Here is a 22829-nt window from a genome sequence, read left to right as displayed (position 1 = left end):
CGGGTGTGGGCTGTATGGGGGACGCACCCATGTGTCCCGGGCAAGCGGAAGGAGTGCCGCCATGGCCACACACGCTTCGGTACCCGTCACGAGCCGCCGCCGCACGGCTCACCGCCCGAGCAGGGCCGTCCTGGCGATCCCCGTCGTGCTGGGAGTGGCGTACGGCATCTGGGCCGCCGCGATCCAGCGCAACGGCGGCGACGGGGTGCTCTCGGGTGGCCAGATCGTTCTGGGTCTCGTGTCGGGCCTGGCCGTGATGGCGCTGGGCGTCGGCCTCCTGATGATGCAGGGCGCCCTGCCGCGCGAGCTGCGGGCGGCGGCGTACGGCACGCTCTTCGGCTGCGCCATGGGCTTCCTGTACAGCCTGTCCGACCACAGCATCCTGCGGTCGTCCGGCCTGGGCGCGATATGGGGCGGCGCCATGTTCCTGGTCTCGTTCTACGTGTTCTACACGCACGAGAACTGACCCCGTCCCCGGGATCCCGCACCCGCCAGCCCGTTCCCGAGACCCCGTTCCCGGGACCCCGCACCGCGAGCCCGTTCCCGAGACCCCGTTCCTGGGACCCCGCACCCGCGAGCCCGCCTCCGGGACCCCGCCTCCGGGACCCCGCCCCCGCATCCCCATCCGCCCCCTGGTCCCCCCACCCCCACCCCCACCCCCACCCTCATCACCCTGGGCGTTCGGGGTGGTGCGGGCTAGAGTGGGAGCCATGTCGTCCGCGTCGCAGTGTCGCTCTCACCTCTGCTGGTGGCGCTCCTCCTAGGAGCGGCCACGACTCACGCACGACATCGTCAGCGGGCCGTTCACACATGGACGGCCCCTTTTTTGTTGCCCTCGCTGGATCCGCAGTGGGCGCCGTCCAAACCCGCCCCACCACCCACTGCCCTTCCGAGGAGCCCCCGATGACCACGACCCTGCCGCCCACGAACACCCCGAGCAGCCGCCCCACGACCCCCCGGGCCACCGGCCCCGCGCCCGCACCCACCGGGACCGAGCCCACCAGGACCGGGACCGCCACCGCGCCCGCCACCGGGACCGAGCACACCGGGGCCGATCCCGCCGCCCTCCCGACCGGCGACCGCATCCTGACCGGTGACCGCCCCACCGGCCCGCTCCACCTCGGCCACTACTTCGGCACGCTCCGCAACCGGGTCCGGCTCCAGAACGAGGGCGCCGACCTCTTCCTCGTCATCCCGGACTACCAGGTCCTGACCGACCGGGACGTCGCCGAGCGCCTGACCGAGCACGTGGAGGGCCTGGTCCTGGACTACCTCGCCGCAGGCGTCGACCCGGCCCGCGCGACGATCTTCACGCACAGCGCCGTCCCCGCACTCAACCAGCTGCTCCTGCCGTTCCTGAGCCTGGTCTCGGTCGCCGAGCTCGGCCGGAACCCCACGGTCAAGGACGAGATCGCCCACTCCCGCCAGGCGGCCGTCTCGGGCCTGATGTACACCTACCCCGCGCACCAGGCCGCCGACATCCTGTTCTGCAAGGCGACCCTCGTACCGGTCGGCAAGGACCAGGAGCCGCACCTGGAGCTCACCCGCACGATCGCCCGCCGCTTCAACGAGCGCTACGGGCCGGTCTTCCCCGAGCCGCGCACCCTGCTGTCGGAGGCGCCCCTGCTGCTCGGCACCGACGGTACGAAGATGAGCAAGAGCCGAGCCAACTCCATTGCGCTCCGAGCCAGTTCGGATGAAACGGCCCGTCTGATCCGGGGCGCGAAGACGGACCAGGCCCGGCTGATCTCCTACGACCCCGAGCACCGCCCCGAAGTGAGCAACCTGGTGCTGCTGGCCGCGCTCTGCCAGGGCCGCGATCCGCACGCGGTGGCCGAGGAGATCGGCGAGGGCGGCGCGTCGGCCCTGAAGGCGGCGGTCACGGAAGCCGTCAACGACCACTTCGCCCCGCTGCGGGCGCGCCGCGCCGAGTACGCCCAGAACACGGACTACGTACGGCAGTTGATCCGCGAGGGCAACGCCCGGGCGAACGAGGTGGCCGATGCGACCCTCGACGAGGTGCGCCGGGCGATGGGCACGTTCCGGTAGGGGGCACGTTCCGGTGGGCCCTGGGGTCCGGCTGCTGTGCCGGGGAGTGCAGCCGGACTCGCGCGTGGGCGGCTTGCGATGGCGTGCGCAGGATCGAGGTGACGGCGGGGCGGGGTGGGGCGACGGCGGGGTGGGGCGACGGCAGGGCGGCGGCCGGAGCCCCGGGACCGAACGGGCCGTTGGAGGCCCATGCCTCCGCCGCGCAGGGGAGGCGGATGGGTCGCCAGGGGGATGGAAGCGCTGTCGCCGGGTGCGAGCCTGAAGGGGCACGGGGGAGTGGCGGCGACGGTGGCCCGGGAGGGTCCCGCCGCCGCCACGCATGTGTCCGGCCGGGCCGAGCTGACCGGCGGGACGCGCGGGCTTGTGTCATCCGGCCGCACCGCCACGGCCGGTGCCTTCCTAGACTGGGGCGCGAAGGACGCGGATCCGAGGGAGGGACAGGGCGGCGATGGCTGAACGGCGCAAGCGGGGCGTACGCGCGCGGTGGCTGGTGCTGCCGGTGGCCGCGCTGATGACCTGGGGATGTGCGCCGGGCCAAGGCTCGGGCCCGGACTCGGGGAGCCCGCAGGCACGCACCCCCGCTCCCACCGCGTCCTCCGCCGGCCCCTCGCCCACCGCGTCGCCGGGCGGAACCTACGATCCCGCGGCCTACGCGCCCCAGGTGCGTACGTACGCGAAGAAGGCCGGGGTCAGCGCACAGCTCGTGATGGCGGTCCTCTACAACGAGGACTACAAGCCGCACGATCCCGCCTTCGAACGGAGCTGGCAGAAGTACAAGCCGGATGCGGCCTTCGGCATCGCGAACATGCACCGGGCCGCGTTCGACCAGACCAAGCGCGGGCGCGACTTCGCGTCCCGCCGGTGGGAGGAGCTGCCCGACGACCGCGCGCTCGCGGTGGAGGCGGCGGCCTGGTACCTGCACGACATGTCCGCCCAGCTCCCGGCGCACTGGAAGGGCCCTTACTCGCGCGATGAGTTGATGGCACTCGGGTACAACGCGGGTGGCGGCAACATGGCGGCGTTCGCGCGCGGCGCGAAGCCGGGGAGCCAGGCGGCGGACTATCTGGCGCGGCTGCGCGACAACTGGCAGAAGGCCGGGAAGGCCGTCGCCCAGGACGGGACCTGAGGGAGCGGCGGGGCCGCGGTCATGCGGCGCTTGCCTGCGTGGTGGTGGTCGTGGTCCGGGGCGGCTGGGCGGTCAGGTCGCGTGCGGACTGCTGGGCGGTCAGGCCGCGTGCCCGGCGCGGCGGGGTGAGGTCCCGTGCGGACTGCTGGGCGGGCAGGTCCCGTGCCGGGTGCGGCGCGGTCACGTCCCGTGTCGGGCGCGGCGTCGTCAGGACCCGCAGGGCGTGGGCGAGGGACACCATCGTCATGTGGTGGTGCCAGCCCCGGAAGGAGCGGCCCTCGAAGTCGCGCAGTCCCAGCGGTTCGGCGACCTCGGCGAGGTCGCGTCCGACCCGGCGGCTGAGCATCGCGGTGCGGTAGGCGGCGCCGAGCTGCGACCGGGGCATGCGGGTGAGCCAGAACTCGTCGGGCTCCGGACGCCCGGCCGTGGTCCAGGCGCCGAGCAGCAGCAACTCCCCGCTGTCCGTACGCACATGGCGGTCGCGCAGCACGACCCGGGTGGCGCCCACGTAGGTGGCACGCAGGGTGCCCGTGGTGTGATCGAGCCATTCCACGGGCATCCGATGCGCGCTCAGTGCGCCGACGAGGCCCGGCCGTGTGCCCCGGTACGGAGCCGGGGACGGGGACGGGGACGGGGCCCATGAGGTGTACGCCGCTTCCGCCCGGACCCGTACCACGAAAGGGATGTGACGGCGCGTCAGGGCTGCGCAGACCGGATACGGGTCGCTTTCGCGCAGGTCCATCACGACCGGACGGCTGTCCAGACCCCACGCGGCGGACATGTCGGCGAGCGAGCCGATGGCGCACTGCTCGGGAGGGCAGGTGCTCACGCCGTCGGGAATGGCGGCCTGCTCGCGCCTGCCGGGTTCGTCGGTCCAGCAGCCGGGGAGCGCGAGGCGCCAGTCCACGGGGCAACTCATCGCGTCGGACGCCAGCCATATGCCCATCGCACGCTGGCAGTTGACGACCCGTCCGTACTGCGACACGAACTGCCGCTCCACACCCACCGAGTGGCGCCCCGCCTTGGTGATGACCAGCGGCCGCACCACCCAGGCGCGCGGGCGTGCCTGTTCCTGGAAAAGGCGGGCCAGTTCCCCGCGCACCGCCATCGAGTCCCACGGGGATTTGCTGATGAACTGGTACAGGCTCTGCTCGGCGTTCCCCCGCCCCTTTCCGGCGAGGGCCCGCATGGTCTTCTTGCCGTCGACGGAGAGCAGACCGCGTACATACACGTCGCCCCAGCGTCGCTGATCGGCGCGCGGAATGGAGGCGAGGGTCCTGGAAAGGAAAGCGCTGACCGTCTGCGGTGCGATTTCTCCGGGAAGCCCCTGCTCGGTCACGATCACGGAACCCATCACGGTTATTACCCAGCCCTCTCCAGGGAATTCGGAATCCGTCGCACTCGGGCCCCGTTGCCGCGGTGTGGGCGGAGACCGGGGCCGGCGGCCGCGGCGGCGATGCCGCCGGGCCTGGCCGGACCCGGTTCCTGGTTCGTCGGTCCGGGGGAACGGCCGACGGACGGGAGGGACGGGGGCATGGTTCAGTAATCCGCCCCCGTCGGACGGGGCGACCGGGGTGTCACGGCACCCGGTCGGGGTGGGGCGGGCCCGCCGTGTCGCACGGGCCGGCCGAAGGCCGTCGTGGTGACCCGGTGCGCGGTGGCGTCGGCCGAGTCGGATGGTGTGGCGTCCCGGCGCCCGGTCGGGGGCGAGGAGCGCGAGCAGCGAGGTGCGGCGCGGGTCGGAGGTCCGGGGCGGGCGGGCGCCGCCGGATGCCCGCGCTCAGTTCAGTGGCTTCGGGGCGCGAATTCGCTGGGCGATCCGGCGCGGGAATGTGCGGTTCCGGTGAGCGGGACCGGGGCGCCGGACCACATGGTGAGATAAGGCGAGCGAACGCCGGTAAATCTCTTAACCATTCCTTGGTTGTGGTTCATCATTGCCTCCCCTATGGCAGAAAGGCCTGTGGGCCGGGCCTTCCGTCACAGGAAGCATGCCGCAGAAAAAGCCCCCTATCCGCTTCCCGCTGGCATCATGATTGCGCAATGCGAAAACAAGAAGGGGAGGCACATGTGTAGAAATCCCGACATCGAGCCACAAGGCGAGGTGATACGGCTCTGCGCATGGGGACTTGAGCGGTACCGCGAGGCGCTGACCAAGGGGCCGGTCGGTGGTGAAATGCCCCAGTGCCTGCGCGAGTTGGGGCTGCTGCGGCCGTTGACGGAGACGCCGACGGTGTGGGCGGCGGTCCCGCCGGACATCGCCACCGGCGAGTTGGTGCGCCCCTTGGAGCGGGCGGTTCTGGAGCGGCAGCACACCATCGCGGCCATCCAGGAAGCCGTCGCGCGGGCCGAGGACGTCTATCGCGAGGAGCACCGTGAGTCCGCGATCCCGCTGCGGCTCCTGCACGGCGCCGACGTCATCCACTCCGCGCTGCTCCAGGCGAGAGACGACTGTGTCTGGGAGATGCTGACCGCACAGCCGGGGGGCTCTCGTGACCCCGACGCGCTGGCGCGCACCCTGCCGCAGGAGGTCGCGATGTCGCGGCGCGGCGTCAAGCAGCGCACCCTCTACCAGCACACCGTCCGCGCCCACGGGCCCACGCTCGCCTACATCGAGCAGGTCGCGTCGGCGGGCGCGGAGGTGCGTACCCTCAACGAGCTCTTCGACCGGCTGATCGTCTTCGACCGGCGTCTCGCGCTGATCCCGGACCACCGGCACGAACTCAGGACCACGGCGCTGCTGGTCGAGCATCCGGCCGTGGTGCAGTACCTCGTCAAGGTCTTCGACCACGCCTGGGCGCGCGCCGAGCCCGTCACGACGACCACCGAGGGAGCGCGGCCCCGGCTGATGACCGACGAGACGCGGCGCGCGGTGCTGCGGCTCATGGTCGAGGGACACACCGACGCGGTCATCGGCACCCGCATCGGCATCAGCACCCGCACCGTCTCCACCCACATCAAGAGGGCGTCGGAACTGTTCGGCAGCCGTAGCCGCGCCCAACTCGCCTATCTGCTGGCCCAGTCGGAGATCCTGGAGGACAGTTCGGTGCGATCCGCCGAAACCTCCTGAGGCCCGCGCCTGCCGCGCCGCCCCCACCCCGCGAGTTCGCGGGGGCCCGCCCCCGGCCCCCCGGCCCGAGGTCAGGAAGTCCGCGGCGGCCCCCCGCCCCCGGCCCCCGGCCCGAGGTCAGGAAGTCCGCGGCGGCCCCCGGCCCGAGGTCAGGAAGTCCGCGCCGAATCCTTGGCCGCTCCGGCACCGCCGCGCCAACCTGCCGTCCATGACAACCGAGAGCATCGACGTCACCCCGGCGGCGGACGACACGCCGGCCCAGCCCGCCGCACAGCCCGCCGCCCCGCCCGCCACACAGTTCGCCGCACAACCTCCCGCACATCCACCCGTACACCCCCCGGAGCGACCACCCGCGCACTCCTCTCCTGCTCCCGCGCAACCTTGCCCCGCGCCCGGGCCACCCTCTCCCGCGCCCCCGCCGCCTTCCGGACGGTCGCGCACCGCGGGCCGCTTCCTGGGGGTCGCGGTCGGCAACTTCCTCGTCCTGATGGACGCGTCGATCCTGAACGTCGCCCTGCCCGACCTCCAGCACGCCCTGCACGCCTCGACGGGCGCGCTGGCGTGGACGGTCGACGCGTACACCGTCGTCTTCGCGGGCCTGATGCTGGCGTCCGGTTCGTTCGCGGACCGCTGGGGGCCGCGCCGCATCTACCGCACGTCCCTGATCGCGTTCGGCGCGGTGTCCCTGCTGTGCGCCCTCGCGACCTCGGCCGGGCTGCTCATCGCGGGGCGCGCGCTGCTCGGCGTCGCCGCCGCGGGCCTGGTCCCGGCGTCGCTCGCGCTGCTCGCCGGGCTCTATCCCGACCCGGCGAAGAGGGCCCGCGCGGTCGGTGCGTGGGCGGCGGTCAGCGCGCTCGGCCTGGTGGCCGGGCCGGTGCTCGGCGGCGGTCTTGTCGCGCTCGGCGGCTGGCAGCTGGTCTTCCTGGTCAACCCGCCGATCGCGCTGGTGACCTGGCTGGCCGCGCGGGGCTTCGCCGCCGACGGGGAGCGCCCGCACAAGCCGGTCGACGCCCCGGGTCTCGTACTCTCCATCGTCGGTCTCGGCGCACTGACCTTCGGGCTCGTCCAGGGCGGCACCGCCGGCTGGGGCCACCCCGCACCGATCGTCGCGGTGGCCGTCGCCGCGGCGGCCTTCATCGCCCTCGTCCTGGTCGAGCGCAGGGCCGCGTACCCGGCTCTGCCGCCCGCGCTTCTCGTACGGGCCAGAGTGCAGGCCGACATGATCGCGGGCAGCGCCGCGTCGTTCGTGTTCTACGGGCTGCTCTACGCGATGACCCAGTGGATGGTGAACGAGCGCTCCCTCAGCCCCCTCCAGACGGGTCTCGCCTTCCTGCCCATGACGCTGCCGCTGGCCGTGCTGCCGCTGTTCACCGGCCGCCTGGTGGCCCGCGTCGGCACCCGCCCGCTGATCCTTTTCGGGCTGACCTGCGGAGTGCTGTCCGGGGTGATCCTGGCGTTCTCGGGCGCCGAGACCCCGTTCGCGCTGCTTGTCGCCGCCCAACTGATGCTGGCGCTCGGCTCCACCACCGCGATCCCGGCCTCCACCGCCGATGTGGCGATGACGGCGCCCGCGGAGTTCGCCGCGACCGCGCAGGGCGCGCTCAACGCCTCGCGGCAGGCCGGGTCCGCGCTCGGCGTCGCCGTACTCGGCACGCTGGTGTCCATGCACCGCATCGGCCTGGGCGTCGCCCTGTTCGCGACCGTGGCGCTGGTCTCGGTCGTCGCCCTGTTCGCCCGGTCCCGCCGCCAGGAGACCACCGGCTGAAGCCGCCAACTTGCTTGCACGGTGCGGCGATTGGGCCAGGATGGACGCCCGGTTGGCCTGGGCGGCGCCCAGATGCGGGACCACCAGCACGGGGGGCGTCCCGTCTCCCCGCAACAACTCACAACAACCCCCGACGAAAGGACACACCGATGCGCCAGGTCGCTCTGGGCAGCCAAGGACTGCGGGTTTCCGCACAGGGTCTCGGCTGCATGGGCATGAGCCAGTCGTACGGAGTCGGCAACGACACCGAGTCGATCGAGACCATCCACCGCGCCCTCGATCTCGGCGTGACCCTGATCGACACCGCCAACGTGTACGGGGCCACCGGCCTCTACGGCGTGGGGGCCAACGAGAAACTGGTCGGCTACGCGCTGAAGGGACGGCGCGACGACGTGGTCCTGGCCAGCAAGTGCGGCATCGCCGACGTGCGGCCGGGCACGGGAATGGTCCTGCGGGCCGACCCGGACTACGTACGCCGCTGCTGCGACGAATCCCTCCAGCGGCTCGGCGTCGACCACATCGACCTCTATTACCTGCACCGGGTGGACCCCAAGACCCCCGTCGAGGACTCGATCGGGGCGATGGCGGAGCTGGTGAAGGCGGGCAAGATCCGGCACATCGGCGTCTCCGAACTTCCTGCCGACGAGTTGGAGCGCGCCCACGCGGTGCACCCCGTCACGGCCGTCCAGAGCGAGTACTCCCTCTGGACCAGGAACATCGAGGAGTCCGTCCTGCCCACCGCACGCCGGCTGGGCATCGGGGTCGTCCCGTTCTCGCCGCTCGGCCGGGGCTTCCTGACCGGCGCGGTCACCGCACGCGACTCCCTCGCCGTCAACGACATGCGACGCGGCATGCCCCGCTTCAGCCAGGACAACCTGGACGCCAACCAGCGGACCCTCGACATCATCCGCTCCATCGCCGACGCGCACGACGCGCTGCCCGGCCAGATCGCCCTGGCCTGGGTCCATGCGCAGGGCGCCGACATCGTCCCCATCCCCGGCACCAAGCGCGTCAGCTATCTGGAACAGAACGCCGCCGCGGCCGACCTCGTACTGACCCAGGAGGATCTGGCCCGCCTGGACGAGGTGGCCACGCGTGTGGAGGGAGCCCGCCGGTAGGGCGCGCCCCCTAGTGGCTCGCCTGTGTGACGCCGCCCGTGCAGAGCATCCGGTGGTCGACCTCGGCGCAGGCCTCGGCCCGTTGAGGGTCGGGGGCGAGCAGCATGGGGCTCTCGGTGTCGGCGCCGGTCGAGCTGACGCGCACCTCCGACCAGATCGTGTCGCACGAGGGGCTGAAGCGGAGCTTCACCGCGTACGAGGCCGTGGTCAGGGCGCTCTGGGTGCGGGCGTCGGTGCGGCACAGGGAGACGGCCGGGTCGGCGCCCTGGCAGCTCGCGCCCCGGCAGGCGAGCGGCGCGGGGGCGGCGGGTGCGGTCGCGGGCGAGTGCGGGACGGCCACCCAGGTCGCGCTCCCCACCAGGGCGAGCGCGGCGACGACGGTCACCGTACGGCGGTGCGGGCGGCGCAGGAGCGGGCTCCGGGGATGCGGCACGGGGTCCGCCCCCACCGGTTGCGGGGGCGGTGGGGGCGGAGCGAGGGGGCGCGGGGGCCGCGCCGCGTGGTCCCAGAGGTCGAGGAGCCGGGCGTGGTGCTCGGCGCCGCCGAGCGCGCCGAAGGCGTCGACCGCGTCGCGGGGCGGCAGGTTGTCCCCGTTGAGATAACGGTGCCATGCCGACTTGCTGTACGCGGTGCGGGCGCCCAGACCGGCGAGGCTGAGGCCCGCGGTCTGTTTGAGGTGCCTCAACTCCTCGACCAGCAGCCTCATTTCGGGCCGGGTCGACTCGGGCAACGGTCGCCACTGCGCCACGCGGTCCCTCCCAGAAGTCCACAAAATCCCGTTCGAGGGGCATCTGTACCCCTCGGGGACCGGAACCAAGCTCCGGCCCCCGGTGCGAACGGGCGACGTTGCGGGGCCCGCGACGGCGACGCCGCGGGCCCCTCGGCGTGTGAGCGCGCCGGCACGCCGACGCGTCGATGCGTCAGCGTGCCTGCGCGGTCGGTGTGCCTGTGCGTGAGCGCCCCGGCGCCCCAGCACCGCAGCGCATCAGCACTTCTCCGCATCAGCACGTCACCGCATCAGCACCACGGCACGTACGATCCGGCCGCGACCCGTACGTAGTGCGCGGACACATAGCGCCCGTGGTGACCCGCGAGGCGGTACCAGACCCGGTTGCCGTGTACCGAGGTCCCGTCCTTCTTGCAGACGAGCGACACCTGGCGGCCCGAGCGCAGGGTGCCGGTGGCCTTGTAGGTGACTCCGGCGCCCGCCCTGATGTGCAGCCGGCGGCCGTGGCCGGTGACCACCGTCCCCTGCGGGAGGACCTTGTGCTGCCCGGCGGTGGCGACGGTCGCCTTCGCGGGGGCGGAGGCCGGGGTGGAGGCGGGGGCGGCGGCCATCGCGGTGGTCGGGAACAGGGCGAGCAGGGCGGCGACGGCGACGACGCTGTGCCGCACGGTGCTTCGGTTCATGTCTGTGTTCTCCAAGGTGCGGGGTCCCCGAGTAAGTGACCCTGTGTCAGCAAAGGTGTCCGGGGAGCGACGCGGGGATGCGTCCCAGGCGTCCCTGGGACGAAGCGGGACGACCACCCGGGCCCCTCCCCACCTGCAAGGCCCGTCCGGAGCGGTACGCGCGCCGGCCGACGTGGGCCCGTGCCCACCCCCGTTCACTCGCGTGGCGGAACGCCTCGGCCTCACTTAGCGTGAGGAAGGGGCCGCCACCGAGGGAGACCGGCACATGGGCCGTCATACCAAGGACGCCGTAGAGGGCGGACGCGCCGAGCGCATAGCGGCCGCGTCCGCGCGCCTTTCCGCAGCCGGACAGCCGGACGGACAGCCGGACGGACGGCCGGAAGGACGGCCGGAAGGACAGCCACCGACCCAGGAAGCGACCCAGGAAGCGACCCAGGGAGCGAGCCGGGAAGCGAGCCGGGAAGCGAGCCAGGAAGCGGGCCAGGCCATGGAACAGGGGTCCAGTCAGTCATCCGGGCAGGCGTCCGGGCAGGCGTCCGGGCAGTCATCCGGGCAGGCGTCCGGACATCAGGCCCGGCCCCCGTCGGTCGCGTACGCCACGCAGGGCGTGGCCCCGCAGGCACCGCACACCGGCGCCAAGCACGAGCACCGCTGGCTCGTCCTCGGCGTCATCGCGCTGGCCCAGCTCATGGTGGTGCTCGACGCGACCATCGTGAACATCGCGCTGCCCTCCGCGCAGCGCGATCTCGGCTTCAGCGACGGAAACCGTCAGTGGATCGTGACGGCGTACGCGCTCGCCTTCGGCTCGCTGCTGCTGCTCGGCGGCCGCATTGCCGACCTCGTAGGACGCAAGGTCGTCTTCCTGACCGGCCTCGTCGGCTTCGCGCTGGCCTCCGCGATCGGCGGCGCCGCGCCCAACTTCGAGGTCCTGGTCACCGCCCGCGCGCTCCAGGGCGTGTTCGGCGCGCTGCTCGCACCGGCCGCCCTCTCGCTGCTCACCACGACCTTCACCGACCCGAAGGAACGCGCCAAGGCGTTCGGCATCTACGGTGCGGTCGCCGGCACCGGCGGCGCGGTGGGACTGCTCCTCGGCGGCATCCTCACCGAATACCTCGACTGGCGCTGGTGCCTGTACGTCAACCTCCTCTTCGCGGCGCTCGCCTTCCTCGGCGCGCTGCGACTGCTGCACCCGGGTGCGCCCCTGGACCGTCCCAAGCTGGACATCCCGGGCACGGTGCTGGTCTCGGCCGGCCTGTTCTGCATCGTGTACGGGTTCTCCAACGCCGAGACGCACGCGTGGAGTTCGGCGCAGACCTGGGGGTTCTTGGCGGTCGGCGGCATCCTGCTGATGGCGTTCGCCTGGTGGCAGACGAGGGCGAAGCACCCCCTGCTGCCCCTGCGGGTCGTCCTCGACCGCGACCGGAGCGCGTCCTACCTCGCCATGTTCATCTCCGGCGCGGGCATGTTCGGCGTGTTCCTGTTCCTGACGTACTACCTCCAGCAGATCCTGCGGTACTCCCCGGTCAGCACCGGGCTCGCCTTCCTGCCCATGGTCTTCGCGATGATCGTCAGCTCGGTCGTCGCCCAGAACAAGCTCGTTCCGCGCCTCGGCGCGAAGCCGATCGTGCCCCTGGGCATGGGACTGGGCGCGGCTGGGCTCGCCTGGATGACGGCCCTGGACGCGACCAGCGGCTACGCGGGCCACGTCCTGCCGCCGCTGCTCGTCATGGGTGTCGGCATGGGCCTGATCTTCGCCCCGGCCATGAGCATGGCCACGGCGGGTGTCGCCGCGCACGACGCGGGTGTCGCGTCGGCGATGGTCAACACGAGCCAGCAGGTGGGCGGTTCGATCGGCACGGCCCTGCTGAACACCCTCGCCACGAGCGCCGCCACCAGCTACCTGGTGGGCCGCCAACCCACCCCGGGGGCCAAGGTCCAGGCGCAGTTGCAGAGCTATTCGACGGCGTACTGGTGGTCGGCGGCGTTCTTCGCGCTGGGCCTGCTGGTGTCGGTGGTGCTGTACCGAAAGGGCCCGCCGAGGCAGGCGGTGGGACCGTCGGAGGGGCCGGTGCACATGTGACCCCTGTTGACAGCCCCGTCGCGGTCCCTAAGGGCGGACGTAAGGCCGCGTCATGACTTCCATGTTGTGACCGTCCGGGTCGTCGAAGTAGGCGCCGCGACCACCGAATAGACGGTTGATCCGGCCGGGTTCGGTGTGGTTGGGGTCGGCGTAGTAGGTGACCCCGACCGCCTCCAGCCGGGCGACAACGGCGTCGAACTGCTCGTCAGGGACGAGGAAGGCGTAGTGCTGCGACTGGATCGGCTCGTCCCTCTTCTCGTAGTAGTCGAGCGTCACACCGTTGCCGAGGTCGACGGGCAGGAACGGCCCGAACGGGGCGCTGACCTTCAAGCCGAGCACCGCGGCGAGGAACTCGGCGGACAGGTACCGGTCGCTCGCGTAGACGGCAGTGTGGTTGAGCTGGATGCCATGGATGCCGGCCGTCGGCAGCTCGGATGCATGCGGGTACTGCTGGTCATGGGACATCGGTGGTGTGTCTCCGGTCTTGGGGTCCGCTGGAATGGGGCGCCGTATACGGGCGCCGGGAGCTAAGACGCGGAGAAAAGGGGCGGGCCTCGTGCCCGCCTCGTGCTCACGCCGAGGCCGGGAACCTCACTCGTGCGTGGCCCATGGCCGACCCGGCAGTCACCCGACCGACCCTAGTGACCACCGCAGACGGGGGCAACATCGTTTCCTGCCCGTGCCCGCCCACGGATCGAGCCGCCGTTACGACGTGGCGGGTCGCCACGGCTCTGCCGACCACAACCCGACCTGTCCCGACCCCCACCTGTCCCGACCCGACCTGTCCCGACCCGACCCGATACGCGGTCTAGTGGTGCCAGGCTTCGCCGCCCGTGTTGTGGATGAACCGCTGCAACACCTTGAGCGTGATCAGGTACTCCTCGTCGGAGATACCCGCGTGCCGTTGCGCCCACAGCTCGTCCTGAAGGGCCGCGGCCTTGGCGTGGAACGCCCTGCCCTCGGCCGTGATGCCCAGACGCCTCTCGGCATCCTCGGTGATCCAGCCCCGGGCGATGACCGTGTCGATCTCCGACTCCATGAGTCCCGGGCCGGTGTCCAGGTAGTTCCGCAGCACGTGGCACACCTCGTCACGGGTCTTGACGGTGTCGGCGCCCGCGACCTGCGCGAGGACCCACCACTGGGGCTGGGTGGTGCCGATCCCTGCGAGGGCGGCCCGGGTGCGAGTGACGACGGCCTTGTACGCCGCCCAACTCCAGTACCCGATGGGCTGCTTGATGAGATCGGCGTCGCTGTGCGAGAACTGCGCGTACTCCATGGCTGGTACCCCTGTCGTCGTCTGAGCCGGTTCGATGAGATCGACCGTAGAAACTCAACTGGACTTGAGGTCAAGGTCACCCGAGCTGCGACCAGCCTTCGAGTATGGTCTCGCGGTCGCGGGACCGCAGCACGCGGACAGGTCGTACCTCGTCCCACCACTGCATCAGAGCCGTGGGCGAGGACTCGCCGCGCACGAAGCGGGCGAGCAGCCCGAGCGAGAGGTCGACCTCGCGCTGCGAGTAGGCGACCGCGGCGCCCGACAGCACGTCGGCCGTGGTCTCGTCCCCCTCCTTCGTGATGAGCGTGACCGTCATCGACGGCGGTTCACCGGGGACCCACAGGTCGAACGCCGCAGCCGCCATGGACAGGGCCCGGGTCCCCCACCGCACGGCCGCCGACCGGACCGGCGCGTCGGTCACCCGAAGGTCCAGCACGTCCGGCCATCGCCATTCCCCCGGGCTGTCCCCGGTGACCCGCACACCTATGGAGGAGAGCAGTACGCCCGTGCTCCCGGCCGACGGGGGCGTACCCAGGTGCACCTCATCCCCACTGACCCAGAAGAGCCCGACCATGCTTCCGGCCGTGGGGCCCGCGGCGGGGGACGGTGAGGCTGACGGTTGCACGAGGTCGGCTCCTTCTCTCCGGCGGCGGCGCGGCGCAGCTTGCCCAAGTCATCGAACCTATAGGCGCGTTGTGCCCGCGCCATCACCTTTACGCCGGCCCCGGCGCGCGGGGCACGGCCCGGCCGGGGTTGGTCGGGACATTTGTCCTGTGGGAGTTGGGATTCTTCGCTCTGCCGTGGGGGCTGGGGTGGGCGGGAGTATCAGGGGTGTCGGCAAGAGGCCGGCGGGTTACGGGGAACAAGGGTGAGGGGAACGCCATGAGTGCCACGGTCGCGATGGAGATGCCGGTTCAGGTCGAGACGCAGGGTCAGGGTCAGGTTCGCCCGGTTGAGACGGTGGCTCTCACGGGTCTGCCGAGCTGGTACTTCCCCCTGGTGGGTGCCTTCGCGGGGATCTTCGATGTCGCCCGTGCGTACCCGGTGTTGTACGCGCTGGTCCCGGTGATCGCTGTGGTGCAGATCGTGCTGGCGTGCACGGTTTTGAAGGCGCGGATGCGGTTCATGAAGTCGCTGTGGAAGAACAAGCGGACCCGGTTCCTGGCGCTGGGTCTCCTGGCCGTTCGTTTCGTGATCCGGTACGGGCTCGGTGTCGCCGGTCTCGCGCTGGGTGCGGCCACCGGGCAGGTCGCGCTCGGCATCGTGATGGCGGTCATCGGCACCGCGATGGCCTGGGGCGACCAGTGGCTCATCCTGCGCACCCTCCAGCACACCCAGGCCAAGGCCGTCTGACCCGGCCAGGGTTACTTGCCCGGCGCGATGATGCCCCTGTTCGCCAGGAACATCAGGACGTGCCCGCAGTCCCGGCAGGCCAGGGACGTCAGGTGGCTCTTGCTCCCGAACATCTTGTTCGGCCGGTAGAACCTGGCCGTCAGCTCGGAACCGGGGGAGTTGGTCATGTACAGCTCGACGGTCTCCAACCCTCCGCCACACAGGGGGCATGAGTCCGGAGCTATGGGGGGAAGGTGCGGTATCGCCATGGCTGGATCGTACGAGCCCGGTCAGGCTCCCTTGACCGCCCCCACGAATCGCGTCCACGCGCCCGTTGCCACGAGGAGGACGGGGCCGGCCGGCACCTTGCTGTCCCGTACCGGTACGACCTCCCCGAACCCGTCCGCCACCTCGACGCAGTCGCCGCCTTCGTCATTGCTGTACGACGACTTGCGCCAAGCGCCTTCCGCCACCTCGACGCAGTTGCCGCCCTCCGCGTTGCTGTAGGACGACCTGCGCCACGCTCCCTCCGCCACCTCGACGCAACTGCCGCCCTCCGCATTGCTGTAGGACGACTTCCGCCAACGGCCGGTGGCAAGAGAGCGCGATATGTTCATGATGCGTAGTCCTCCATCGCCGCCTGGATCAAGGACAGGGACGCGTCCGGCGACAACGCTACGGCCCTGGCGAGATCGTAGGTCTTGATGTAACTGGCGACCAGGGCAGGCGTGTCCAGTAGTTGGCCCGATCGGGCTGCTTCGAGGTAGATGACGGGTGGAGCATCGGCGAAAGTCATCACCTTCACTGAACTGTGCATCAAGGGAAGCACTCCCGCATCAAACGGCAGGACTTGGACCACGACCTGGCCACGCTCGGCCAACTCGCTGATATGTGCCAACTGGGCCCGCATCACACGGGGTTCGCCTACTCGGATCCTGAGTACGGACTCATGCAGAATGCACCAGAGCTCGGGCGCCGCTGGCCCATCGAGAAGTTTGGCCCGTTCCCCGCGGGTCGTGACGTTGAGCTCAACGTCCTTCTCTGAGGCGAAGGGGCGACCTGCTCGGGTCAGGGCGCGGGTGTACGCCGCAGTTTGCAGGAGGCCCGGCACCACCATGGGCGTCCAGTGGTAGATCGCCGAGGCCATCGACTCAAGCTCCGCCGCCAAACGGAAGTACTCCGCATGCTGGGACGCCTGCTCCATCGCCTCGCACATGCGGGTCAGGATGCCGTCCGTGTGCAGGGCCGCGTCGAGGAGTTTGGCCATCTCCTTCGTGGGGCGGCGGGTGGCCGCCTCCATCTGACCGATGTACGCGCCCGAGCAGAAGACGAGCGCGCCCAGCTCCTCCTGGGAGAGCCCGGCGGCCTCCCGTTTGCGGCGCAGCTCGCTGCCGTAGAAGGCGCGGGGTGAGTCCCACGGGTTGAGGTCCTTGGGTCGCATGGGCAACTCCCTTGTGCAGCAACGTCGTTGTCGGGACCGCACGTACCGGGTCCGAGCCTAGCTGCGTAGGGTCACCTCGCGCATACGGAACGTGAAAAGCCCCGGGTCCCGGCAGACACGCCCACCGACGGCTCAAGGTGGTCCGGGGTGTCCTGGCCGGTGTTACACCATGTGCACCATTTCCCCCGAGGCGACCTGGATGCCACGTATGCGGACCGACACCCTGGCCCACAACGCTCCCGACCGAGCCCCGACGGACGGGCTCCACCGCCCGGCCCGCCGAACCACGCGGACCCGCCCCTGGGCCGCGCTGCTCCTGGCCGCCGTGCTGCCGCTGGCCGCCGCCGCGCCCGCGATGAGCGCCCCCGTCGGTGCGCGGGACGTACGCGTGACGCACGCGACGCCGGTGCCGTCGCCGGAACAGCTCACTCCGGACCTGATCGCGATGATGCAGCGCACGCGCATCCCGGGGGCGATCATCTCCGTCCGCACGCCCGAGCACGGCACCTGGACCACGACCCTGGGCACCAGTGACCTCCGGGACGGCCGGCCGATGCGGACCGACCTGCACCTGCGGGTCGGCAGCATCACCAAGACCTTCACGGCGACGGTGATCCTCCAGCTCGTCCAGGAGGACCGGCTGTCCCTGGACGACCCGGTGTCGGCGTACCGCGACGACGTGCCGAACGGGGACCACATCACCATCCGCCAGCTGCTCCAGATGACCAGCGGCCTCTACAACTACTCCGAGGACCCCGGCTTCAACCGGCGTCTCGACGAGCGGCCCGAGAGCCACTGGAGCCCGCGCGAACTGCTGGACGTGGCCTTCCGGCACCCTGCGTACTTCCCGCCGGGCGAAGGCTGGCACTACTCCAACACCAACTACGTCCTCCTCGGCCTCATCGCCGAAAAGCTCACCGGGCAGCCGCTGGACCGGCTGTTCCAGGAGCGGGTCTTCGAGCCGGTGGGGATGCACGAGTCCAGCCTGGTCGACGACACCTCGATCCCGGGGCCGTACGCCCGGGGGTACCAGTTCATCGGCAACGTCGCCAGCCTGACCGCCCCGGTTCTGACCGGCAAGAAGGCCGCCTGGGCGGACTGGTCGGCGGGCAACCCGGACGACGTCACGCACGTCAACGTCTCCTGGGCGGGCGCGGCGGGCGCGGCCGTCTCCACGGTCGACGACCTGCGGCGCTGGGCGCCCGCGCTGGCCAACGGCGCGCTCCTGAGCCCGCAGGTGCAGGACGAGCGGCTGCACTTCGTGCCGACCTCCGACCAGCCGGGGGCCCCGGAGTACGGGCTCGGGGTCGCGAAGGTACTGGGGTTCATCGGTCACGACGGCCAGATCCCCGGCTACAACAGTTTCGTGGGCTACGACCCCGAGCGCCACGCGACCATCGTGGTGCTCGTGAACCTCAACCAGTCGCCGGACGGTACGGCCCCGGCCGACGAGCTGACCAAGTTCCTCATCGCCAAGCTCTTCCCGTCGAACTGAAGGAACGGCGGGGGCGAGGCCGCCCTTCGGGGGTGGCCCGCACCCGCCACGTCGTACGCAACAGGCTTGTGCATGAGGCTTGTTGGGGGCTCCGCCCCAGCGCGTCCAATGAGTGCTGGATCGCGGTGAGTCTGGTTCCCGCATCCTCTGGACGTGGGTGACGTCCGCCGCTACGTTCGGGCGATGCTGCATACCGGGGGACGCCCGCACACTCACGACGTACGAAGACGACAGCTCTCCCGGCCCTGGCGCCTCGCCCGGCGCACGGCCGCACTCCTGGTCGCGGGCGGCTTCCTCGCCGCCTGCGGCAGCAGCGAACCGACCGTCGGTGACAGCGACGCGTCGTGCAGCATCTCCGCGCAACCGACCGTCACGGGCGTCATCACCGCCTACCAAGTGTCGTTGAGCGCGGCGAGCAATGAGGTGGGTTACTTCTCCCGGATGGCTTCGGTCACCGTCAGCGGCGGACAAGAGCCGCCCACAACGACCAGTGAGGCACTGGACACCCCGATCCCGGTCCCTCAAGTCCCGGGCGTCTACTTTGTGCAGGCGTCGATTCAGATGGCCGGGAACGTGCCGAGAAACTACCGGGGCGTGCAGTGCCAACTGAGCCTCACCGTCAACGCGGGCTGAGCGCAGGGCGCGCGGGGCGCACGGGGCTTTACGCCGGAGTTCGGGGTCTCGGGAGTCGTGGGCATGACGCCGGGGCCCCGCAGTAGTACGGGAGGGCTACCCGTAGGACCGGAGAGCTACTGACCAAGTGGGCTCTCCAGCGCGACGCCGACGACGGGGTCCGCTCCCTAGCTTCGGTACCGGACGAACATCCCCGGTACGGAAGGCTTCTCCATGGCGTCACGTCGGTCCGGTCACCTAGCGCCGCCCGTCAACTGATGGCATCCGTGGGCGAGTTACGGCCGCCCTGTTGGGCGCTGCGGCGGCGGCCCGCGCTGTGGGCGGCGGCTGGATGACGTTCCGTACGTACGAACAACCCGGGCACGGAGCGAGCTGTGCGGTGCGCGAAGGCGGTACCGCCAGGATGAAAGAGGATGAAAGTGGAGAGGGGGATGGAGCGTGCCTAGGGTGAGCGGTGCGGACAGGGGTGAGCGCGAACCGGGTTCGCTCAGCGGGCGGTTGGTCCTGGGGTGGCTGCGGGCGGCGTCACGCACCCTGCGCCGGGATCTGCTCCCCGCGCCCGAGCCGCTGCCGGCCGGGGCCCAGGAGGGCTGGCTCGCCTGGCGGCCCGCGCTCGTGGTGCCGCTGCTGCTCGGCGCGATCGTCTTCATGGTCGGTGGCGCCGAGGAGTACGCCCACGGGTTCCATCTGGGCATCGCGGTGGGGACGGTGCTTTCCGGGGTGCAGGCGGGGGCGCTGGTCGTCGGCCTGTACCGGCCGCTTCCCGCCTGGTGGGCGGTGTCGGCCGTGACGGTGGTCGCCGCGCTGTGGGCGGGGCCCCGGCTCGACGAGGGCGCGCTCTACCCCTGGAGCGGGGTCGGGGTGGCGCTGACGTCCGGCGTGCTGCTGCTCGTTGCCCTGACGTGCCGGCCCCGGGTCGCCGTCGAGACGCTGGTGATCAGCTTCGGTACGGGTCTGATGTGCGCCGTCCTCACCGGCGGGTTCCACAAGTCGTCCAGTGTCGGGGTCGCGTCGGCGAGTTTCGCGATCGCCGTGGTGCTCGGGGCGGCGCTGCGCGGACGCCGGGTGGCCCGTACGCAGCTCGTCGCGCAGGAAGTCCTCACCGGCGAGGAGCGGGCGCGGCGCACGCTGCTTGAGGAGCGCAGCCGGATCGCGCGCGAGCTGCACGATGTGGTGGCCCACCACATGTCGGTCATCTCCATCCAGGCGCAGGTCGCCCCCCACCTGGTGGACAACCCGTCCGACGAGCTGAAGGAGAACCTTGCGGGCATCCGGCAGAACGCCGTCGAAGCGCTCACCGAACTGCGGCGCGTGCTCGGGGTGCTGCGATCCGAGGAACCGGTGGGGGATTCGGGGGTGGGTTCGCCGGGAAACTTGGCGGCGGGTTCCGGGCAGCACGCCCCGCAGCCCTCGCTCGACCGGATCGGCGAGCTGGTGGCCAATGTGCGGGGGGCGGGTATGACCGTCGCGACCGACATCACCGGCGTGGTGCGTCCGCTCTCTCCCGGTGTGGAACTGTCGGCCTTCCGCATCGTCCAGGAGGCGCTGAGCAACGCGATGCGTCATGCGCCGGGGGCGGCGGTACGGGTGCTGGTCGCCTACCACCGGGCCGGGCTCGTCATACGGGTCACCAACACCGCGCCGGACCGGCCGGTCGCCCCCTCTCCCGGTGCCGGGCACGGGCTGCTCGGCATGCGCGAACGGACTGCGATGCTGGGCGGGGAACTGGCGGTGGGGGCGACGCCGGACGGGGGGTACGAGGTCAGTGCGACCCTTCCCCTGACTTCGCCCGCGTAGCGGTGGTGCCGGTTAATGGCGCGTGCTCGTTGGCGGTGGTGCTGGTTGGCGGTGGCGCTCGTGCCTAGCGGGCTTGGATGACACGTATCTGCTGGAGGGCAGGCCATGACGATCCGGGTGTTGATAGCCGACGACCAGATGATGGTGCGGCAGGGATTCACGGTGTTGCTCAACGCGGAACCGGACATCGAGGTGGTGGGACAGGCGGTCAACGGCCTCGAAGCGGTGGCGCTCGCCGCGCAGCTGGTGCCGGATGTCGTTCTGATGGACATCCGCATGCCCGAGCTCGACGGGATCGAGGCGACTCGGCGGGTTACGGCGGCGGATGGTGGGGGCGGATGCGGCGGCGGGGGTGCGGGTGATGGTGTTGGTGGTGGTGAGGGGGTGGGGGTCAGGGTGCTCGTCCTCACCACCTTCGACCTCGACGAGTACGTGTACGACGCGCTGCGCGCGGGGGCCTCGGGGTTCCTCCTGAAGGACGCCTCCGCCGACGAACTCGCGCATGCGGTACGGGTGGTGGCGGCCGGGGACGCCTTGCTCGCCCCGAACGTCACCAAGCGGCTGATCGCGGAGTTCTCGCGGCTCACGCCCGTGCCGCAGGCTCCGCCGGGGGCGAAGGTCGGTGCCCTGACGGAGCGCGAGACCGAGGTGCTGGCCCTGATCGCGCAGGGCCTGTCCAACGCGGAGATCGCGGGGCGGTTGGTGCTGGCGGAGCAGACGGTGAAGACGCATGTCAGTCGGGTGCTGGTGAAGTTGGGGCTGCGGGATCGGACGCAGGCGGCGGTGTTTGCGTATGAGTGGGGCGTGGTTCGGCCTGGGGGTTTGCCCGCCCGCCCGCCCGTTGCTCGGGGTTGGTCGGGCTGAGCCCTGGGGCTGCGCCCCAGACCCCATGCGGGGCTGCGCCCCTGCACTCCGGGGGTTTGCCCACCCGCCCGCCCGTTGCTCGGGGTTGGTCGGGCTGAGCCCTGGGGCTGCGCCCCAGACCCCATGCGGGGCTGCGCCCCTGCACCCCCGGGAGGTCGCCCACCCGCCCGCCCGTTGCTCGGGGTTGGTCCGGTTGAGCCCTGGGGCTGCGCCCCAGACCCCACGCGGGGGCTTCGCCCCCTGCACCCCCTCGGGGCTGCGCCCCGGACCCCATGCGGGGCTGCGCCCCTGCACCCCACGCGGGGGCGCGCCCCTGCCCGGGCGGGCGGCCAGGGGGGTGCGCCCGAGCAGGGGCGGGCGGCCGACCCCGGGGGGTGCGCCCCTGCCCGGGCGGGCCGGCGCACCCTCCCGGGCGCGGCGGGACGCCCGGGGCTTTCCGGTCAGGCCCGCCGGCGGCGCAGGAGGAGGAATCCTCCGCCCAGCACGCTCGCCGTCGACACGGCGGCCAGGGCCTGGGGGGCCACCGCCGGGCCGGGGGGCGGGGTCGGGGCGGCTGTGGGGGGCGGCGGGGTCGGGTCGCCGCCGTGGCCGTGGTGGGTCACCGTCGAGTGCGGGGCGCCCGCCGTGATCTTCTGCTCCGTGGGGGCCGCGGCAGACGTGGCGGTGGTGCCGGTGCCCGCCCCGTACACCACGTCCGAGCAGCTGTAGAACGCCTCGGGGCTGTCGTTGCGCTGCCAGACCTTGTAGATGATGTGGCGGCCGGTCCTGGCCGGCAGCGTACCGGTGAAGTTGTAGTAGCCGTCCGTCGCCGTTCGCGCCGTCTGGTACGTGGCCACGGGCGTACTGTCCAGGTCGGACCACTTCAGCGGCTTCGTCGGGTCGAAGCCCTCCTTGGTGATGTAGACCGTCATGGTGCCCGAATGGGCCGCCGTCACCCGGAACTTGAAGTTGAACTGCCCCGCGGCCACGCCGGTGGAGGGCCAGTCGGTGCGGGCCCAGTCCAGGGCCCGGTACTTGTCCCGGTTCGCCGAGCACAGTTTGCCGTCGGGGATGAGCTGGCGGGACTGGCCGTTGGCGTTGGCGATGTTCACCTCGTTCCAGTCGTACAGCGGTTGGGTGCCGGAGTCGGCGACGAGGTCCTTGCACACCTGCGACACCGGGTGCTCCGGGCCCTCGGCGAAGCAGGCGGCGATGCGGCTGACCGGGTTGAACATGGTTCCGTGCGCGGAGGCGGGGGAGGGCGCGAGGGCGAGGAACGTGAGGGAGGTCGCCCCGAGGACACCCAGGGACGCTGCGGTACGCCGAGCGGACATGCGTGAGCTCCTTGATCGTGGGGGTGGCGGGGCGGGCCGGGCGCCCGACATGGACGCCGGGCG

At 71.5% G+C, this 22829-nt stretch carries 22 protein-coding genes; 12 read left to right on the top strand and 10 right to left on the bottom strand.

What is annotated here, in order from left to right:
- The first annotated feature begins 61 nt into the window (after positions 1 to 61).
- The 3 genes from ACGFW5_RS16215 to ACGFW5_RS16205 all read left to right on the top strand — a co-directional run bounded on the left by ACGFW5_RS16215 (position 62) and on the right by ACGFW5_RS16205 (position 3175).
- Positions 62 to 466: a hypothetical protein gene (locus tag ACGFW5_RS16215; protein WP_393834866.1), complete on the top strand. Its 405-nt coding sequence runs from the start codon at positions 62 to 64 to the stop codon at positions 464 to 466.
- A gap of 437 nt (positions 467 to 903) precedes the next feature.
- Entirely contained in the window at positions 904 to 2049 is a 1146-nt protein-coding gene (trpS, locus tag ACGFW5_RS16210; protein ID WP_393834865.1) for a tryptophan--tRNA ligase, read from the top strand.
- A 448-nt stretch (positions 2050 to 2497) separates the two neighbouring features.
- Positions 2498 to 3175: a lytic transglycosylase domain-containing protein gene (locus ACGFW5_RS16205; RefSeq protein ID WP_393834864.1), complete on the top strand. Its 678-nt coding sequence runs from the start codon at positions 2498 to 2500 to the stop codon at positions 3173 to 3175.
- Positions 3176 to 3194: 19 nt separating this feature from the next.
- Here the strand turns inward: ACGFW5_RS16205 and ACGFW5_RS16200 are convergent, their stop codons facing one another.
- Entirely contained in the window at positions 3195 to 4529 is a 1335-nt protein-coding gene (locus ACGFW5_RS16200; protein ID WP_393834863.1) for an IS701 family transposase, read from the bottom strand.
- A 711-nt stretch (positions 4530 to 5240) separates the two neighbouring features.
- Here ACGFW5_RS16200 and ACGFW5_RS16195 point away from each other — a divergent pair.
- From ACGFW5_RS16195 to ACGFW5_RS16185, 3 genes are all read left to right on the top strand, one after another.
- On the top strand, positions 5241 to 6242 hold the full coding sequence (locus ACGFW5_RS16195) for a LuxR C-terminal-related transcriptional regulator (RefSeq protein WP_393834862.1): 1002 nt from the start codon (positions 5241 to 5243) through the stop codon (positions 6240 to 6242).
- A gap of 208 nt (positions 6243 to 6450) precedes the next feature.
- Positions 6451 to 8007, top strand: a complete 1557-nt coding sequence (locus ACGFW5_RS16190; RefSeq protein ID WP_393834861.1) for an MFS transporter — start codon at positions 6451 to 6453, stop codon at positions 8005 to 8007.
- Positions 8008 to 8156: 149 nt separating this feature from the next.
- Positions 8157 to 9125 (top strand): aldo/keto reductase, encoded by a 969-nt coding sequence (locus ACGFW5_RS16185; protein WP_393834860.1) that lies wholly within the window; start codon positions 8157 to 8159, stop codon positions 9123 to 9125.
- A gap of 10 nt (positions 9126 to 9135) precedes the next feature.
- On the opposite strand, the gene ACGFW5_RS16180 is transcribed toward ACGFW5_RS16185, so the two are convergent.
- Complete coding sequence (locus tag ACGFW5_RS16180) at positions 9136 to 9873, bottom strand: DUF2690 domain-containing protein (RefSeq protein ID WP_393834859.1); 738 nt, start codon at positions 9871 to 9873, stop codon at positions 9136 to 9138.
- 269 nt (positions 9874 to 10142) lie between these two features.
- Complete coding sequence (locus ACGFW5_RS16175) at positions 10143 to 10535, bottom strand: SH3 domain-containing protein (RefSeq protein WP_393834858.1); 393 nt, start codon at positions 10533 to 10535, stop codon at positions 10143 to 10145.
- A gap of 487 nt (positions 10536 to 11022) precedes the next feature.
- On the opposite strand from ACGFW5_RS16175, the gene ACGFW5_RS16170 reads away from it, so the two are divergent.
- Positions 11023 to 12615, top strand: a complete 1593-nt coding sequence (locus tag ACGFW5_RS16170; RefSeq protein ID WP_393834886.1) for an MFS transporter — start codon at positions 11023 to 11025, stop codon at positions 12613 to 12615.
- Between the two features lie 27 nt (positions 12616 to 12642).
- Here ACGFW5_RS16170 and ACGFW5_RS16165 read toward each other — a convergent pair whose 3' ends face one another.
- From ACGFW5_RS16165 to ACGFW5_RS16155, 3 genes are all read right to left on the bottom strand, one after another.
- A complete protein-coding gene (locus ACGFW5_RS16165) occupies positions 12643 to 13080 on the bottom strand; it encodes a VOC family protein (RefSeq protein WP_393834857.1) in 438 nt (145 codons plus the stop codon).
- Positions 13081 to 13423: 343 nt separating this feature from the next.
- Positions 13424 to 13891, bottom strand: coding sequence for a MarR family winged helix-turn-helix transcriptional regulator (locus ACGFW5_RS16160; protein ID WP_393834856.1), 468 nt, complete (start codon positions 13889 to 13891; stop codon positions 13424 to 13426).
- Between the two features lie 76 nt (positions 13892 to 13967).
- Positions 13968 to 14516: a hypothetical protein gene (locus tag ACGFW5_RS16155; RefSeq protein WP_393834855.1), complete on the bottom strand. Its 549-nt coding sequence runs from the start codon at positions 14514 to 14516 to the stop codon at positions 13968 to 13970.
- A gap of 257 nt (positions 14517 to 14773) precedes the next feature.
- Here ACGFW5_RS16155 and ACGFW5_RS16150 point away from each other — a divergent pair, with 257 nt between their 5' ends.
- Complete coding sequence (locus tag ACGFW5_RS16150) at positions 14774 to 15244, top strand: hypothetical protein (protein WP_393834854.1); 471 nt, start codon at positions 14774 to 14776, stop codon at positions 15242 to 15244.
- Between the two features lie 11 nt (positions 15245 to 15255).
- Here ACGFW5_RS16150 and ACGFW5_RS16145 read toward each other — a convergent pair whose 3' ends face one another.
- Genes ACGFW5_RS16145 through ACGFW5_RS16135 form a run of 3 tightly spaced genes read right to left on the bottom strand, consistent with a single transcriptional unit; the run spans position 15256 to position 16664 of the window.
- A complete protein-coding gene (locus ACGFW5_RS16145) occupies positions 15256 to 15492 on the bottom strand; it encodes a hypothetical protein (RefSeq protein WP_393834853.1) in 237 nt (78 codons plus the stop codon).
- A gap of 21 nt (positions 15493 to 15513) precedes the next feature.
- Positions 15514 to 15840, bottom strand: coding sequence for a DUF397 domain-containing protein (locus ACGFW5_RS16140; protein WP_393834852.1), 327 nt, complete (start codon positions 15838 to 15840; stop codon positions 15514 to 15516).
- Positions 15837 to 16664: a Scr1 family TA system antitoxin-like transcriptional regulator gene (locus ACGFW5_RS16135; protein WP_393834851.1), complete on the bottom strand. Its 828-nt coding sequence runs from the start codon at positions 16662 to 16664 to the stop codon at positions 15837 to 15839. The genes ACGFW5_RS16140 and ACGFW5_RS16135 overlap by 4 nt, the downstream gene beginning before the upstream one ends.
- Before the next feature lie 208 nt (positions 16665 to 16872).
- Between ACGFW5_RS16135 and ACGFW5_RS16130 the strand changes: the two genes are divergently transcribed.
- The 4 genes from ACGFW5_RS16130 (at position 16873) to ACGFW5_RS16115 (ending at position 21453) form a co-directional block, all read left to right on the top strand.
- Positions 16873 to 18159 carry a serine hydrolase domain-containing protein gene (locus tag ACGFW5_RS16130; protein ID WP_393834850.1) on the top strand — a complete coding sequence of 429 codons (1287 nt, stop codon included), beginning with the start codon at positions 16873 to 16875 and terminating at the stop codon, positions 18157 to 18159.
- A gap of 183 nt (positions 18160 to 18342) precedes the next feature.
- Positions 18343 to 18792, top strand: a complete 450-nt coding sequence (locus ACGFW5_RS16125) for a hypothetical protein (protein WP_393834849.1) — start codon at positions 18343 to 18345, stop codon at positions 18790 to 18792.
- 438 nt (positions 18793 to 19230) lie between these two features.
- Positions 19231 to 20589, top strand: a complete 1359-nt coding sequence (locus ACGFW5_RS16120; RefSeq protein WP_393834848.1) for a sensor histidine kinase — start codon at positions 19231 to 19233, stop codon at positions 20587 to 20589.
- Positions 20590 to 20694: 105 nt separating this feature from the next.
- Positions 20695 to 21453 carry a response regulator gene (locus ACGFW5_RS16115; RefSeq protein ID WP_393834847.1) on the top strand — a complete coding sequence of 253 codons (759 nt, stop codon included), beginning with the start codon at positions 20695 to 20697 and terminating at the stop codon, positions 21451 to 21453.
- A 440-nt stretch (positions 21454 to 21893) separates the two neighbouring features.
- Here the strand turns inward: ACGFW5_RS16115 and ACGFW5_RS16110 are convergent, their stop codons facing one another.
- A complete protein-coding gene (locus ACGFW5_RS16110) occupies positions 21894 to 22766 on the bottom strand; it encodes a lytic polysaccharide monooxygenase (RefSeq protein WP_393834846.1) in 873 nt (290 codons plus the stop codon).
- Positions 22767 to 22829 lie beyond the last annotated feature (63 nt).

The sequence above is a fragment of the Streptomyces sp. NPDC048416 genome (assembly GCF_043200435.1).
Classification (GTDB): domain Bacteria; phylum Actinomycetota; class Actinomycetes; order Streptomycetales; family Streptomycetaceae; genus Streptomyces.
Note: the sequence above shows the minus strand (reverse complement) of the source record. Positions and strands in the feature narration are given on the sequence as shown.

Bases quoted from the DNA above. Each gene is read 5' to 3' on its own strand.
- ACGFW5_RS16200 (WP_393834863.1), bottom strand. From the start codon at position 4,529: ATGGGTTCCGTGATCGTGACCGAGCAGGGGCTTCCCGGAGAAATCGCA.
- ACGFW5_RS16125 (WP_393834849.1), top strand. From the start codon at position 18,343: ATGCTGCATACCGGGGGACGCCCGCACACTCACGACGTACGAAGACGA.
- ACGFW5_RS16165 (WP_393834857.1), bottom strand. From the start codon at position 13,080: ATGTCCCATGACCAGCAGTACCCGCATGCATCCGAGCTGCCGACGGCC.
- ACGFW5_RS16130 (WP_393834850.1), top strand. From the start codon at position 16,873: ATGCGGACCGACACCCTGGCCCACAACGCTCCCGACCGAGCCCCGACG.
- ACGFW5_RS16185 (WP_393834860.1), top strand. From the start codon at position 8,157: ATGCGCCAGGTCGCTCTGGGCAGCCAAGGACTGCGGGTTTCCGCACAG.
- ACGFW5_RS16175 (WP_393834858.1), bottom strand. From the start codon at position 10,535: ATGAACCGAAGCACCGTGCGGCACAGCGTCGTCGCCGTCGCCGCCCTG.
- ACGFW5_RS16145 (WP_393834853.1), bottom strand. From the start codon at position 15,492: ATGGCGATACCGCACCTTCCCCCCATAGCTCCGGACTCATGCCCCCTG.
- ACGFW5_RS16190 (WP_393834861.1), top strand. From the start codon at position 6,451: ATGACAACCGAGAGCATCGACGTCACCCCGGCGGCGGACGACACGCCG.
- ACGFW5_RS16135 (WP_393834851.1), bottom strand. From the start codon at position 16,664: ATGCGACCCAAGGACCTCAACCCGTGGGACTCACCCCGCGCCTTCTAC.
- ACGFW5_RS16160 (WP_393834856.1), bottom strand. From the start codon at position 13,891: ATGGAGTACGCGCAGTTCTCGCACAGCGACGCCGATCTCATCAAGCAG.
- ACGFW5_RS16170 (WP_393834886.1), top strand. From the start codon at position 11,023: ATGGAACAGGGGTCCAGTCAGTCATCCGGGCAGGCGTCCGGGCAGGCG.
- ACGFW5_RS16115 (WP_393834847.1), top strand. From the start codon at position 20,695: ATGACGATCCGGGTGTTGATAGCCGACGACCAGATGATGGTGCGGCAG.
- ACGFW5_RS16195 (WP_393834862.1), top strand. From the start codon at position 5,241: ATGTGTAGAAATCCCGACATCGAGCCACAAGGCGAGGTGATACGGCTC.
- ACGFW5_RS16205 (WP_393834864.1), top strand. From the start codon at position 2,498: ATGGCTGAACGGCGCAAGCGGGGCGTACGCGCGCGGTGGCTGGTGCTG.
- trpS (WP_393834865.1), top strand. From the start codon at position 904: ATGACCACGACCCTGCCGCCCACGAACACCCCGAGCAGCCGCCCCACG.
- ACGFW5_RS16150 (WP_393834854.1), top strand. From the start codon at position 14,774: ATGAGTGCCACGGTCGCGATGGAGATGCCGGTTCAGGTCGAGACGCAG.
- ACGFW5_RS16215 (WP_393834866.1), top strand. From the start codon at position 62: ATGGCCACACACGCTTCGGTACCCGTCACGAGCCGCCGCCGCACGGCT.
- ACGFW5_RS16140 (WP_393834852.1), bottom strand. From the start codon at position 15,840: ATGAACATATCGCGCTCTCTTGCCACCGGCCGTTGGCGGAAGTCGTCC.
- ACGFW5_RS16110 (WP_393834846.1), bottom strand. From the start codon at position 22,766: ATGTCCGCTCGGCGTACCGCAGCGTCCCTGGGTGTCCTCGGGGCGACC.